Source organism: Caballeronia hypogeia (genome assembly GCF_001544875.2).
GTDB classification, from domain to species: Bacteria; Pseudomonadota; Gammaproteobacteria; order Burkholderiales; family Burkholderiaceae; genus Caballeronia; species Caballeronia hypogeia.
In genome coordinates this window covers 90934-102646 of record NZ_FCOA02000027.1, presented here as the reverse complement: position 1 = coordinate 102646, position 11713 = coordinate 90934, and the positions used below count along the sequence as shown (strand labels likewise).

Genomic DNA, 11713 nt, shown 5'->3' with positions numbered 1-11713 from the left:
CTTCCGCCTTGCGTCGCTGCGTTGTCAGCAGCAGAGAAACGAGATTATGAAGAACGTTTCGGCTTTCGTCAACAAGATTTTGAAGCAATTCTTATTGACTCAACCTACACATTCAAACCAACTCAAAGCAAACGGGTCGTGCGGACATCTCACGACCCGTCGGCGTAAGTCTTGGTGCCGGCTGCAGGACTCGAACCCGCCACCTGATGATTACAAATCAACTGCTCTACCAGATGAGCTAAGCCGGCGAAGACCGAGATTCTACTTCATTTAACGACTTTGAGGTGAGAACGCACAGGCGATTTCGAAGCGTCCTCGTCGACTCCCGATTGCGGCTCCTCGGGTTGCGACGTCGGCTTGGAATCCGTCCGCGGCCTCGCCGACTCCTCGACCTGTCGCGCCTCACGCTCCGCTGGCCGCGAAGCAATGGGAGCCGCCGTCAGATCTGCGCCCGAATGGGAAGCCGGCTCGACCGGAAACGCCATGCCCTGCCCGTTCTCTCGCGCGTAGATCGCGAGCACGTTCGCCACCTGCACTTCGATCTTGTGCGACTTGCCGGAGAAGCGGGCGCTGAACTCGATCCACTCGTTGCCCATCTGAAGCTGACTCGTCGCCTCGAAACTGATGTTCAACACGATCTCGTCGTTGCGCACGAACTGACGCGGGACGCGCGTCGCGGCATCGACGCGGACCGCGATGTGGGGCGTGAAACCATTGTCCGTGCACCACTCGTACAGTGCACGAAGCAAATATGGCTTGGTGGAAATCTCTTGCATCAACTTTCCTCTGTCGGAATGCGACCCGCAAACTGCGCCGCCGCGTCCCAACGCACTCAAACTATCGACGCATCACCTTTTCGGAAGGCGTCAGCGCTTCAATATACGCCGGACGGCTGAAAATCCGCTCGGCATACTTCATCAACGGCGCCGCATTCTTCGACAGCTCGATTCCGTAGTGATCCAGGCGCCACAGCAGCGGCGCGATCGCGACGTCGAGCATCGAAAACTCTTCGCCCAGCATGTACTTGTTCTTCAGGAAGATCGGCGCGAGTTGCGTCAGGCGATCGCGGATCGCGCCGCGCGCCTTCTCGTGATTCTTTTCTGCTGCCTTGCCCTTCTCGTTCTCGAGCGTGCCTACGTGAACGAACAGCTCCTTCTCGAAATTCAGCAAGAACAGACGCGCGCGAGCGCGCTGCACCGGGTCCGCCGGCATGAGTTGCGGATGCGGGAAACGCTCGTCGATATATTCATTGATGATGTTCGACTCGTACAGGATCAGGTCACGCTCGACGAGAATCGGCACCTGGCCGTACGGGTTCATCACCGCGATGTCTTCCGGCTTGTTGAACAGGTCAACGTCGCGAATCTCGAAATCCATGCCCTTTTCGAACAACACCAGCCGGCAGCGCTGGGAGAAGGGGCAAGTAGTGCCGGAATACAGAACCATCATGTTTTTAAAGTTCCTTCAGTAAACTCGAAAGGCCGGCCGTGACGTTTCCTTTGACGAAAACGCCATCGCGCCGACCCACGCCTTCGAAGGCGCGCTATCTAATATCTTTCCAGTATGCCGCGTTCAGGCGCCACGCGAGGAAACTCAAGAGCGCCAGGAACAGCAGAACCCAGACGCCGAGCCGCTTCCGCGTCTGCTGCGCGGGTTCCGCCATCCACGACATGTACGAAACCAGATCGGCCACACTAGAATCATAATCCACGGACGACAGGGCACCAGGTGTTACCTGAGTGTAACCCACGAATCTTCTTACCTTTTCACCCGTCTTCTCGTCCGTATCGGTCTCGAATTTCGCATCGCGAATGCCCTGGAGCGTCCACAGCACATGCGGCATGCCGACATTCTCGTAGACGCGATTATTCCATCCGGTCGGACGTGTCGGATCCCGATAGAAACTCCGCAAGTAGGTATAGAGCCAGTCGTTGCCGCGCGCCCGCGCTTCCACCGACAAATCCGGCGGCGCCGCGCCGAGCCACGCTTTCGCGTCTTCCGGGCGCATGGCGATCGACATCGTGTTGCCAACCTTATCGGTCGTGAAAAGCAGATTTTCCTGGATCTGCTTCTCGCTGATGCCGAGATCGGTCAGCCGGTTGTACCGCATCAGGGTCGCGCTGTGGCAATTCAGGCAGTAGTTTACAAAGATCTGCGCGCCGTGCTGCAAAGACGCGAGATTGTCCGAACTGTCAGGCGCGCGATCGAGCACCGCCTCTTCCTCGGCGTGCACGGGCGCCGCGCCGAACACGAACATCAGCGCGCCGATCATCGATATTGCAGAGAGCCATTTTTTCATCGTATTCGTCTCCGGACGTGCGCTCAGTGAGGTTTGTAGTGCACACGCTCAGGCGGCGTCTTGAACTTGCCGCGCGGCGTCCAGAAAGGCATGCCGAGGAAAAACGCGAAGTAGATCAGCGCGCAGATTTGCGCGATCAGCGTCGCGGCCGGCGATGGCGGTCGCGTGCCGAGGAAGCCGAGCATCAGGAACGCGAAGATGAAGATCGCGTAGAAAACCTTGTGGAACAGCGGCCGGTAACGGATCGACTTCACCGGGCTCCTGTCCAGCCACGGCAGAAAGAACAGCGACACCACGGCCGTGCCCATCACCACCACGCCCCAGAACTTCGATTCGGTAAGCGCCATGAAGATCAGCACGAGCACGGCGAGCACCGGCAAGCCGAGCTTCCACTTGCCGCGCGCCTTCACGAGCGCGAGCAGGCCGAGCAACGCGATCACGATCATCAGCACGATCTTGAACGGGTCGGTGGTGGCGCGCAGCATCGCGTAGAACGCGGTGAAGTACCAGACCGGCGCGATTTCCGACGGCGTCTGCAGCGGATTGGCCGGCACGAAGTTGTTGGCTTCGAGGAAGTAACCGCCCATTTCCGGCGCGAAGAAGATGATCGCCGCGAAAATCAGCAGGAACACGCACACGCCCATGAAGTCGTGCACGGAGTAGTACGGATGGAACGGAATGCCGTCGAGCGGAATGCCGTTCGCGTCCTTCTTCGCCTTGATCTCGATGCCGTCCGGATTGTTCGAGCCGACTTCGTGCAGCGCGACCAGGTGCGCGACGACGAGCCCGATCAGCACCAGCGGAATCGCGATCACATGGAACGCGAAGAAGCGGTTCAGCGTGACATCCGACACCACGTAGTCGCCGCGAATCCATAGCGACAGATCCGGCCCGATGAACGGAATCGCCGAGAACAGGTTCACGATCACCTGCGCGCCCCAGAACGACATCTGCCCCCACGGCAGCAGATAGCCGAAGAAGGCTTCGGCCATGAGGCACAGGAAGATCGCGCAGCCGAAGATCCACACCAGCTCGCGCGGTTTCCGGTACGAGCCGTACATCAGCCCGCGGAACATGTGCAGATAGACGACGACAAAGAACATCGACGCCCCCGTGGAATGCATGTAGCGGATCAGCCAGCCCCACGGCACCTCGCGCATGATGTACTCGACCGAGGCGAACGCGAGCGTCGCGTCGGGCTTGTAGTTCATCGTGAGGAAAATGCCGGTGACGATCTGATTGACCAGCACCAGCAACGCAAGCGAGCCGAAGAAATACCAGAAGTTGAAGTTCTTCGGCGCGTAGTACTCGGATACGTGTTTCTTCCAGGTCGAGGTCATCGGAAACCGGCGGTCGATCCAACCGGTCAGCCCCGTTGTCTCCACTTCCTTGTCTGCGGTCGCCATTTACGCCTCTCCCTTTTCGTCCTTGCCGATCACGAGTTGCGTCGCTGAAGTGAACATGAACGGTGGAATGTCCAGATTCTGCGGCGCAGGCTTGTTCTTGAAGACGCGGCCCGCCAGATCGTAGGTGGAGCCGTGGCACGGGCAAAGAAAACCGCCCGGCCAGTCATCGGGGAGATTGGGTTGGGCACCCTCCTGAAAACGCGGTGTGGGCGTGCAGCCCAGATGCGTGCACACGGCCACCGCCACGAGAATATTCTTGTGATCGGCGCGCGATCGATACTCGTTGTTGCAGTACTCCGGCAACGGCATCGTGAATTCCATCTTGGACTTCGGGTCGGCCACTTCGTTGTCGGCCTTCTTCACGTCCGCCAGCATCTCGTCGGTGCGGTTGAGAATCCACACCGGCTTGCCGCGCCAGGCGACGGTCATCATCTCGCCCGGCTTGAGTCCGCTGATATCGACCTCGACGGGCGCGCCCGCCGCCTTGGCCTTCTCCGATGGAGCAAACGACCCCACGAAAGGAACTAAGGTTGCCACACCTCCGAAACCACCTGCTACGGTCGTCGCAATCAGCCAGGTACGGCGGCCGCCGTCGACGCGTTTTTCTTCCTTGTCTCGCATCACACGCCCCACTTCTGAGTTGGATTTATACCGTCACATCAGTGTTCCGCCGTTAGTGTGCGCGAATGGAGTTAGCATTTACAAGGGCCAGTTAGCAAAAATCACTCGAAGTGATTGATGCTTCAGGGTTTTCCCCACGTTTTTCGCGCAATCTCGTGAAGCATTCATTTAAGGCAACTGCAAGCGCCAATAATGCGCCGGACGGCTTAATAGCGTATTAAACAGGATTATCGACATCGATAAAAAGATGTTCGATGTCGAACTGCTCGGACAAGTGCTGGCCCACCGCCTGCACGCCGTAACGCTCGGTCGCATGATGGCCGGCCGCGATGTACGCCACGCCCGATTCCGCCGCGATATGCATGGTCTGCTCGGAGACTTCGCCGCTCAGATAGACGTCAGCGCCGGCCGCGATGGCTTCCTCGAAATAACCTTGCGCGCCGCCCGTGCACCATGCCACACGGCGCAATTCCTTGTTTGTATCGCCGAACACGAGCGGCTTGCGGCCGAGCGCGTTCTCAACCATCGCGCTGAAGTGTTCGAGGGAAAGCGGCATGGCGAGCGTCGCCGCCCAGCCGAGATCCTGATCGGCGAAACGGCTATCCGCGATCAGCCCGAGCCGTGCGCCGATCTGCGCGTTGTTGCCCAGCTCCGGATGCGAATCGAGCGGTAGATGGTACGCGAAGAGATTGATGTCGTTGGCGATCAGCGTGCGCAGACGTCGATGCTTGCGTCCGGTAATCTGCGGCGCCTCGTTGCGCCAGAAGTAGCCGTGATGCACGAGCACGGAGTCCGCGCCCCATTCCAGCGCGGCTTCCAGGAAGGCCAGCGAGGCCGTCACGCCGGTCGCGATCTTGTGGACGCGGCGCGCGCCTTCAACCTGCAGACCGTTCGGGCAATAGTCCTTGAAGCGGCCGATTTCCAGCAGATTGTTCAGATACAATTCGAGTTCGATCCGATCCATGAATTCCTCTATCCCTTCAAATGCTTAGACGCTTCTGGCTGTTTTTTGCCCAGGCGGTCACCGTGCTTTTGGCCCTGATGTTCATCATCGCGACCTTGAAACCGCAGTGGCTTCAACGTCAAGGCCAATTCGGCAAGCAGCTTGCCGCGCCGATCGTCGCGTTGCAGGAAGTGGCGCCGAGCATCGGCTCACGCCCCGTTCAATCGTCCTATGCGGAAGGCGCGCAGAAAGCGATGCCGGCCGTCGTGAACGTGTTCTCCAGCAAGGACGGCAACCTGCCGCCCGACCCGCGCGCGAAAGACCCGCTGTTCCGCTACTTCTTCGGTGACAAGAACAAGCGCAAGAGCGACGAGCCGCCTGCGTCGAATCTCGGCTCTGGCGTCATCGTCAGCTCGGAAGGTTACATTCTAACGAACCAGCATGTCGTCGACGGCGCGGATCAAATCGAAGTCGCGCTCGCCGATGGTCGCACGTCGAGCGCGAAAGTGATCGGCGTCGATCCGGAAACCGACCTCGCCGTGCTCAAAGTCAACATGACCAATCTGCCGACCATCACGCTCGGCCGGATGGATCAGACGCGCGTGGGCGATGTCGTGCTCGCGATCGGCAATCCGTTCGGCGTAGGCCAGACGGTCACGATGGGCATCGTGAGCGCGCTCGGGCGCAATCACCTCGGCATCAACACGTTCGAGAACTTCATCCAGACCGACGCGGCCATCAACCCCGGCAACTCGGGCGGCGCGCTGGTCGATGTGAACGGCAATCTGCTCGGCATCAACACTGCGATTTATTCGCGCAGCGGCGGCTCGCTCGGCATCGGCTTCGCGATTCCCGTGTCGACCGCGCGCAGCGTGCTGGAGAGCATCATCACGACCGGCTCGGTCACCCGCGGCTGGATCGGCGTCGAGCCGCAGGACGTGACGCCGGAGATCGCCGAATCGTTCGGGCTGGATCAGAAGTCCGGCGCGATCGTCGCGGGCGTGCTGCAGGGCGGCCCGGCCGACAAGGCGGGCATCAAGCCGGGAGACATTCTCGTGTCCATCAACGACGACACCATCACCGACACCACGCGTCTCTTGAACGTCGTCGCGCAGATCAAGCCGGGCACGTCGGTGAAGGTGCATCTGATGCGCAAGAACAAGGAGCTCGACGTCAACGTGATGATCGGCAAGCGTCCCGCCCCGCCGCGCGCCCCGCAGATGCCGGATGAAGATCAGGGCGACGGAGGCGACCAGGGCGACGAATGAAATCGCCACGGCGCAAAAGCAAAAAGGCAGCTTCGGCGAAATCGAAGCTGCCTTTTTTTATCGCGTGAAACTCATCGGCCAGACCGGCGCGCAACGCGACAATCCGCCGCACCCGCCATCACTGTTCCGCCGGCGCTTCCTCGTTCTTGACGCCGTCCTTGCCGATCATGAGCCGCGCCGCGACGATGCCCGCCTCATAAAGAATGATGAGCGGAATCGCGAGAATCAGTTGCGAGAACACGTCCGGCGGCGTGACGACCGCCGAAATCACGAACGCGCCAACGATCACATACGGACGAATCTGCTTGAGCTTCTGGATCGACACGACGCCCATGCGCGCGAGCAGCACGACGACGATCGGCACCTCGAACGTTACGCCGAATGCGATGAACATGGTCAGCACGAAGCTCAGGTAATTGTCGATATCCGTGGTCATTTCCGCGCCGAGCGGCGCGTTGTAGTGCGCCATCACGCGGAAAATGGTCGGAAACACCACGAAATACGCGAACGCCATGCCGCACAGGAACAGCGCATAGCTGCTGAACACGAGCGGCGCGACCAACTTCTTCTCGTGCTGATACAAACCGGGCGCGACAAACGCCCAGAGCTGATACAGCACGATAGGAAGCGCGATCACCAACGCGACGAGCATCGTTACCTTCATCGGCACGAAGAACGAGCCGGTCACGTCGGTGACGATCATCTTGCCGTCGGCGGGCAGGTTCTGCATCAGCGGACGCGCCAGCAGCTTGAAGATGTCCGGCGCCCAGTACACCAGCGCGATGAACACCACGACGACCGAAGCGCCCGCGCGGATGATGCGGTCGCGCAATTCGACCAGATGCGAAATGAACGTCTCTTCGACGGGCTCTTCTTTAGTTTGTTGCGGGTCGCTCACGCCGGCCCTCGGTAGGAATCATCGATGAAGGAAGCGCGACTCGCTCAGAAGAACTTCGTCGGCCGGCGCAAGGTGGCGGGCGTGTGGCGAGCGACGCGCGCCGCGCCCGATTGAACCCGCGTGCGACGCGAGGTCGTGCGCTTGTACCAGTTGGGGATCGCGCTTTGCTTGACGCGCCAGTTCTTGCGTTTGGCCGTCGACGCGGACGTACTCACCCAGGGTTTGTCGGATGCGGCGCTGTCCGCCGATTCCGCACCGCCCCCGGCAATGCTCGGTGCGACCGACGTGCCCTCGTTCCACGCATCGTTCAGCTCGGACTCGTGGCGCTTGAGCGTGTCGTGAATCGACGATTCGACGTTCGATGCGGCGGTTTCGAACTCGGTGCGCATCTTCTTGAGCTCATCGAGTTCCATTTCGCGCGCCACCTCCGACTTGACGTCGTTGATGTAGCGCTGCGCGCGCCCGAAGAGCGCTCCCGCCGTGCGCGCGACACCGGGCAGGCGCTCTGGCCCGAGGACCACCAGCGCCACGACGCCGATGACCGCCATTTTGGTCAGACCGAGATCGAGCATTGAACGAAAAGTGGAAGGTTACGGTCGAGCCGAATCAGCGATAGTCGCTCGAACGGGACTTGTCCTTCGCCTCGACGTCCACCGCGCCGTTACGCGGCAGTTCGCGCTGATCGGCAGGATTTGCCGGCGTCTCGCCTTCGCGCATGCCTTCCTTGAAGCCCTTCACCGCACCGCCGAGATCGCCGCCGATATTACGCAGTTTCTTCGTGCCGAAAACCAGCGCCACGATCAGCAGAACGATCAACCAATGCCAAATGCTTAACGAACCCATGATAAAACTCTCCGTGATTCCACCCCGATTTGGATACCGGTGGCGGAAGATCGGCCTCGCGGCCAGCCGAGGCAGACCGCCTCAGCTTCAACTATCGATTTTGCTCGCCCAATATTTCATTGGAAAGGAGAATGCAAACAAAGATTGCAGCATTACCCCATTCGGCGCCACGGGCGCTCGCCGGCTAACAAATGCGCGTGGATGTGATACACCTCCTGCCCGCCGCCCGGTCCGGTATTGATTACCGTGCGAAAGCCGGTGTCGCCTCCCGTGTAGGAGACCCCGAGTTCTTTTGCCAAACGTCCGACGAGACTTACCATTCTACCAAGTAGCGGACTGTCACTTTCTGTGCAATGCGAAAGTGTTTCAATATGCTTGCGCGGGATCACCAGCACATGAACCGGCGCGGCAGGATTGATGTCGTTGAAGGCGACGAACTCATCGTCTTCATAGACTTTCGTGCTCGGAAGCTGCCCGGAAGCGATCTTGCAAAAAATACAGTTGTCTTGACTCATGAATGTCCCGTGTCTCCCGTTGCCGGGCATGGATGATCAAAGTCGGATCAGAACCAGGCGCGCGGTTCGATCGTCTTGTTTTCGTAGAGATACAGCCAGCCCTTGATGATGCGGTAGAGGGTCCAGATGCTGACCGCGCCGAGAATCAGAAAGCCAACGCCGATCCAGAGCGTCGCGAAGCCGATCAGGTGACCCAGCACCGCCCACCAGAACGTGCGGATTTGCCAGGTGAAGTGGTCCTCATACGGCGTGCCAGCCGCATCGCCGCGCTTGATGTAGTTGAGGATGATGGCGACGAGGCCGGTGAGCCCGCCAGTCAGCCAGTAGAAGGCGTACAGCGCATAAAGGATATGCGTGAACGTGCGCATGTTGCGCGGATCGGTCGAATCCTGAACGACAGGCGGCGGATACGGTTCGTAAGGCCGGTTCATGCTTGCCCCTCCTTCGTGAAGCGTGCTGCTCGTCAGCCGCCGTTCTGCTCGCGCTCGCGCGACTTGCGCAGCGCTTTTTCCTCGATCCCCGACAAACCTTCGCGTCTTTCCAGTTCCGCGATCACGTCGGCGGGGCTCAGGTCGAAATGCGACAGCATCACGAGACAATGAAACCACAAATCGGCGACTTCCCCGACAAGCGCCTGCTTGGCGCCGCCGTGGCGCGCGTCCTTCGCGGCGAGCGCGACTTCCGTCGCTTCCTCGCCGATCTTCTTCAGGACCGCGTCGTCGCCTTTGTGAAAGAGTCGGGAAACGTAGGATTGTTCCGGATCGCCGCCCTTGCGGCTGTCGATGACGGCGGCGAGGCGCAGCAGCGTGTCCAGCGTATTGGCTTGCGTCATTTGTAGATGTTTTCGGGGTCTTTCAGGACCGGCTCGACAGCGACCCACTCGCCGTTTTCCGCCGTGCCTTCGAATTTCTGGAAAAAACAGGAATGGCGGCCGGTGTGGCACGCGATGCCCGAGACCTGCTCGACCTTCAGCAGCACGACGTCCTCATCGCAATCGAGGCGCACGTCGTGAACGTGCTGCACGTGGCCCGATTCCTCGCCCTTGAACCACAGGCGCTGACGCGAACGCGAGAAATACACCGCGCGCCTGAGTTCGATGGTCTTCGCCAGAGCCTCGCGGTTCATCCATGCGAACATCAGCACGTCGTTGGTCGTGTGTTCCTGGGCGATGACCGGCACGAGGCCGTTCGCGTCCCATTTCACCTTGTCGAGCCAGTTGCTTTCGGTGCTCATCGCTTACGCCCTCACCGAGATGCCCTGATCGGCCATGAAGCGCTTGGCCTCGCCGACCGTGTGCTCGCCGTAGTGGAAGATGCTCGCGGCGAGCACCGCGTCCGCGTGACCTTCGACGATGCCGTCCGCCAGATGCTGCAACGATCCGACGCCGCCCGATGCGATCACCGGCACCGGCACCGCGTCCGACACGGCGCGCGTCAGTGCGAGATCGAAGCCCGATTTCGTGCCGTCGCGGTCCATGCTGGTGAGCAGGATTTCGCCGGCGCCGAACTCGGCCATCTTGCGCGCCCATTCGATCGCGTCGATGCCCGTCGCCTTGCGGCCGCCGTGCGTAAACACTTCCCAGCGCGACGCTTCGCCTTCGGCCGACACGCGCTTCGCGTCGATCGCGACGACGATGCACTGGGAGCCGTGCTTGTCCGACGCATCGCGCACGAGCTGCGGATTCGCCACCGCCGACGAATTCATGCTGATCTTGTCCGCGCCCGCGTTGAGCAGCCGGCGCACATCTTCGACCGCGCGCACGCCGCCGCCGACGGTCAGCGGAATGAACACTTGCGAGGCGACCGCTTCGATGATCGGCAGAATGAGATCGCGTTGATCGGAAGTCGCCGTGATGTCGAGGAACGTGAGTTCGTCGGCGCCCTGATCGTCATAACGGCGCGCGATTTCGACGGGATCGCCCGCGTCGCGCAGTTCGACGAAATTGACGCCCTTCACGACGCGGCCCGCGGTCACGTCGAGACAGGGAATGATGCGTTTAGCGAGAGCCATGTTCTTGCCACTTACGAAGTAAGGGCGGCGTCGCGGCCGCCCGTTGTGCTGCTCAGATGTGCTCGCGCCCGGGCGTTTTCAAGCGCCGTCGGCCTCGCGCAGCGCGTCGGCGCGCGTTTGAGCGGCCTTGAAATCGAGATCGCCGGAGTAGATCGCGCGGCCGCAGATGACACCTTCGACGCCGTCACCCTCGACTTCGCAAAGCGATTCGATATCCGCGATGCTCGACAGCCCGCCGCTCGCGATGACCGGAATTTTCACCGCTTTCGCGAGACGCACGGTCGCTTCGATGTTGATGCCCTGAAGCATGCCGTCGCGGCCGATATCCGTGTAGATGATCGACTCGCAGCCGTAGTCCTCGAACTTGCGCGCGAGGTCCACGACTTCGTGGCCGGTCAGCTTGCTCCAGCCGTCGGTTGCGACCTTGCCGTCCTTGGCATCCAGTCCGACGATGATGTGTCCCCCGAACGCGCTGCACGCGTCCTGCAGAAAGCCGGGATTCTTCACCGCCGCCGTGCCGATGATCACGTACGAGAGGCCGTCATCGAGATAGCGCTCGATGGTTTCGAGATCGCGGATGCCGCCGCCCAGTTGCACTGGAATCTCGTTGCCCACTTCGTCGATGATCGCGCGAATCGCGTCGCCGTTTCTCGGTTTGCCGGCGAAGGCGCCGTTCAGATCGACCAGATGCAGACGCCGCGCGCCGCGATCGACCCAATGTCGGGCCATGGCTGCCGGATCTTCTGAAAAAATGGTCGCCTGGTCCATATCGCCCTGCTTGAGGCGCACGCACTGACCGTCCTTAAGATCGATGGCCGGAATGAGCAGCATAGGTATCGCGTATTTTCTGGGTGGAGTTGATCAAAACGGCGCGGGTGCGGTCTTTAATGCCTTTCCGCCGGCCGTCTCG

16 protein-coding genes and 1 tRNA gene are annotated in these 11713 nt (G+C 60.7%); 1 reads left to right on the top strand and 16 read right to left on the bottom strand.

From position 1 onward, the window contains the following. Nucleotides 1-172 precede the first annotated feature (172 nt). The 7 genes from AWB79_RS29585 to AWB79_RS29555 all read right to left on the bottom strand — a co-directional run bounded on the left by AWB79_RS29585 (nucleotide 173) and on the right by AWB79_RS29555 (nucleotide 5290). Nucleotides 173-248: transfer RNA gene (locus AWB79_RS29585), tRNA-Thr, on the bottom strand. Nucleotides 249-266: 18 nt separating this feature from the next. Continuing rightward, nucleotides 267-776: a ClpXP protease specificity-enhancing factor gene (locus AWB79_RS29580; protein ID WP_061170988.1), complete on the bottom strand. Its 510-nt coding sequence runs from the start codon at nucleotides 774-776 to the stop codon at nucleotides 267-269. Nucleotides 777-837: 61 nt separating this feature from the next. Continuing rightward, complete coding sequence (locus AWB79_RS29575; protein ID WP_014192402.1) at nucleotides 838-1449, bottom strand: glutathione S-transferase N-terminal domain-containing protein; 612 nt, start codon at nucleotides 1447-1449, stop codon at nucleotides 838-840. A gap of 94 nt (nucleotides 1450-1543) precedes the next feature. Next, complete coding sequence (locus AWB79_RS29570) at nucleotides 1544-2299, bottom strand: cytochrome c1 (protein WP_061170987.1); 756 nt, start codon at nucleotides 2297-2299, stop codon at nucleotides 1544-1546. A 23-nt stretch (nucleotides 2300-2322) separates the two neighbouring features. Further along, complete coding sequence (locus AWB79_RS29565) at nucleotides 2323-3705, bottom strand: cytochrome b (RefSeq protein ID WP_061170986.1); 1383 nt, start codon at nucleotides 3703-3705, stop codon at nucleotides 2323-2325. Continuing rightward, nucleotides 3706-4326 carry a ubiquinol-cytochrome c reductase iron-sulfur subunit gene (gene petA / locus AWB79_RS29560; protein ID WP_061170985.1) on the bottom strand — a complete coding sequence of 207 codons (621 nt, stop codon included), beginning with the start codon at nucleotides 4324-4326 and terminating at the stop codon, nucleotides 3706-3708. Between the two features lie 217 nt (nucleotides 4327-4543). Next, complete coding sequence (locus AWB79_RS29555) at nucleotides 4544-5290, bottom strand: Nif3-like dinuclear metal center hexameric protein (protein WP_061170984.1); 747 nt, start codon at nucleotides 5288-5290, stop codon at nucleotides 4544-4546. A 20-nt stretch (nucleotides 5291-5310) separates the two neighbouring features. Here AWB79_RS29555 and AWB79_RS29550 point away from each other — a divergent pair, with 20 nt between their 5' ends. Next, the gene (locus tag AWB79_RS29550) at nucleotides 5311-6537 is read left to right on the top strand and encodes a S1C family serine protease (RefSeq protein ID WP_061170983.1); all 1227 of its coding nucleotides are present in this window, start codon (nucleotides 5311-5313) and stop codon (nucleotides 6535-6537) included. Between the two features lie 118 nt (nucleotides 6538-6655). On the opposite strand, the gene tatC is transcribed toward AWB79_RS29550, so the two are convergent. From tatC to hisA, 9 genes are all read right to left on the bottom strand, one after another. Further along, on the bottom strand, nucleotides 6656-7435 hold the full coding sequence (gene tatC, locus AWB79_RS29545; protein ID WP_061170982.1) for a twin-arginine translocase subunit TatC: 780 nt from the start codon (nucleotides 7433-7435) through the stop codon (nucleotides 6656-6658). 44 nt (nucleotides 7436-7479) lie between these two features. Next, a complete protein-coding gene (gene tatB, locus AWB79_RS29540) occupies nucleotides 7480-8007 on the bottom strand; it encodes a Sec-independent protein translocase protein TatB (protein ID WP_061170981.1) in 528 nt (175 codons plus the stop codon). A 34-nt stretch (nucleotides 8008-8041) separates the two neighbouring features. Then, entirely contained in the window at nucleotides 8042-8278 is a 237-nt protein-coding gene (tatA, locus tag AWB79_RS29535) for a Sec-independent protein translocase subunit TatA (protein WP_061170980.1), read from the bottom strand. A 152-nt stretch (nucleotides 8279-8430) separates the two neighbouring features. Continuing rightward, nucleotides 8431-8793, bottom strand: coding sequence for a histidine triad nucleotide-binding protein (locus AWB79_RS29530; RefSeq protein WP_061170979.1), 363 nt, complete (start codon nucleotides 8791-8793; stop codon nucleotides 8431-8433). 47 nt (nucleotides 8794-8840) lie between these two features. Then, nucleotides 8841-9224, bottom strand: a complete 384-nt coding sequence (locus tag AWB79_RS29525; protein WP_061170978.1) for a DUF4870 family protein — start codon at nucleotides 9222-9224, stop codon at nucleotides 8841-8843. A gap of 32 nt (nucleotides 9225-9256) precedes the next feature. Further along, complete coding sequence (locus AWB79_RS29520) at nucleotides 9257-9625, bottom strand: phosphoribosyl-ATP diphosphatase (protein WP_061170977.1); 369 nt, start codon at nucleotides 9623-9625, stop codon at nucleotides 9257-9259. Further along, nucleotides 9622-10026 carry a phosphoribosyl-AMP cyclohydrolase gene (gene hisI / locus AWB79_RS29515; RefSeq protein ID WP_061170976.1) on the bottom strand — a complete coding sequence of 135 codons (405 nt, stop codon included), beginning with the start codon at nucleotides 10024-10026 and terminating at the stop codon, nucleotides 9622-9624. Before hisI ends, AWB79_RS29520 begins: the two co-directional genes overlap by 4 nt. A 3-nt stretch (nucleotides 10027-10029) precedes the next feature. Further along, a complete protein-coding gene (hisF, locus tag AWB79_RS29510) occupies nucleotides 10030-10803 on the bottom strand; it encodes an imidazole glycerol phosphate synthase subunit HisF (RefSeq protein ID WP_061170975.1) in 774 nt (257 codons plus the stop codon). A gap of 78 nt (nucleotides 10804-10881) precedes the next feature. Next, complete coding sequence (hisA, locus tag AWB79_RS29505; protein ID WP_061170974.1) at nucleotides 10882-11634, bottom strand: 1-(5-phosphoribosyl)-5-[(5-phosphoribosylamino)methylideneamino]imidazole-4-carboxamide isomerase; 753 nt, start codon at nucleotides 11632-11634, stop codon at nucleotides 10882-10884. Nucleotides 11635-11713: the final 79 nt, after the last annotated feature.

Bases quoted from the DNA above. Each gene is read 5' to 3' on its own strand.
- AWB79_RS29580 (WP_061170988.1), bottom strand. From the start codon at position 776: ATGCAAGAGATTTCCACCAAGCCATATTTGCTTCGTGCACTGTACGAG.
- AWB79_RS29575 (WP_014192402.1), bottom strand. From the start codon at position 1,449: ATGATGGTTCTGTATTCCGGCACTACTTGCCCCTTCTCCCAGCGCTGC.
- AWB79_RS29570 (WP_061170987.1), bottom strand. From the start codon at position 2,299: ATGAAAAAATGGCTCTCTGCAATATCGATGATCGGCGCGCTGATGTTC.
- AWB79_RS29565 (WP_061170986.1), bottom strand. From the start codon at position 3,705: ATGGCGACCGCAGACAAGGAAGTGGAGACAACGGGGCTGACCGGTTGG.
- petA (WP_061170985.1), bottom strand. From the start codon at position 4,326: ATGCGAGACAAGGAAGAAAAACGCGTCGACGGCGGCCGCCGTACCTGG.
- AWB79_RS29555 (WP_061170984.1), bottom strand. From the start codon at position 5,290: ATGGATCGGATCGAACTCGAATTGTATCTGAACAATCTGCTGGAAATC.
- AWB79_RS29550 (WP_061170983.1), top strand. From the start codon at position 5,311: ATGCTTAGACGCTTCTGGCTGTTTTTTGCCCAGGCGGTCACCGTGCTT.
- tatB (WP_061170981.1), bottom strand. From the start codon at position 8,007: ATGCTCGATCTCGGTCTGACCAAAATGGCGGTCATCGGCGTCGTGGCG.
- tatA (WP_061170980.1), bottom strand. From the start codon at position 8,278: ATGGGTTCGTTAAGCATTTGGCATTGGTTGATCGTTCTGCTGATCGTG.
- AWB79_RS29530 (WP_061170979.1), bottom strand. From the start codon at position 8,793: ATGAGTCAAGACAACTGTATTTTTTGCAAGATCGCTTCCGGGCAGCTT.
- AWB79_RS29525 (WP_061170978.1), bottom strand. From the start codon at position 9,224: ATGAACCGGCCTTACGAACCGTATCCGCCGCCTGTCGTTCAGGATTCG.
- AWB79_RS29520 (WP_061170977.1), bottom strand. From the start codon at position 9,625: ATGACGCAAGCCAATACGCTGGACACGCTGCTGCGCCTCGCCGCCGTC.
- hisI (WP_061170976.1), bottom strand. From the start codon at position 10,026: ATGAGCACCGAAAGCAACTGGCTCGACAAGGTGAAATGGGACGCGAAC.
- hisF (WP_061170975.1), bottom strand. From the start codon at position 10,803: ATGGCTCTCGCTAAACGCATCATTCCCTGTCTCGACGTGACCGCGGGC.
- hisA (WP_061170974.1), bottom strand. From the start codon at position 11,634: ATGCTGCTCATTCCGGCCATCGATCTTAAGGACGGTCAGTGCGTGCGC.